Here is a 494-nt window from a genome sequence, read left to right as displayed (position 1 = left end):
TTTTCATTTTTGATGATGAGAATGACCATGCCAACGGCACCTATTTCAATGCGTAAACTTAAAGAGATTTTAAGACTAAAATACAGCTGTAAACTCAGTCATCGTCAGATAGCAACAAGCTTATCTGTTTCACCCTCAATCGTGTCTAAATATGCCTGTAAATCAGCAGAGTTAGATATTACTTACTGGCCGCTTGATGAGAAGTGGGATGATCACGCTCTGCAACAAGCGTTCTTCAAAACAAAGCCTCGATTAAAGGGCTTTACCATTCCTGACTGGTCGTTAGTTCAGCAAGAGCTTCGGCCTAAAACCATGACGTTGTTGCTGCTTTGGGAAGAATACAAAGAGCGGCACGCGGAAGGTTTTTACAGTTACACTCACTTCTGCCGTCAGTACAAGGCATGGCTTAAATGCCAAAAACCCTCCATGCGACAAAATCATAAAGCAGGTGAAAAACTGTTTGTGGATTACTGTGGCCCAACCATGAGTATTGT

General features: G+C 42.1%; 1 protein-coding gene. It reads left to right on the top strand.

Annotated elements, in window-relative coordinates; genetic code table 11:
* Window positions 1-27: 27 nt before the first annotated feature.
* Window positions 28-494 (top strand): IS21 family transposase (locus AAEZ18_RS18380; RefSeq protein WP_502935393.1); only part of this gene is annotated, 467 nt, incomplete at its 3' end.

The sequence above is a fragment of the Pseudoalteromonas sp. 19-MNA-CIBAN-0066 genome, from assembly GCF_040308705.1.
Lineage (GTDB): Bacteria > Pseudomonadota > Gammaproteobacteria > Enterobacterales > Alteromonadaceae > Pseudoalteromonas > Pseudoalteromonas nigrifaciens.
This window is presented reverse-complemented; position numbering and strand designations above follow the sequence as displayed.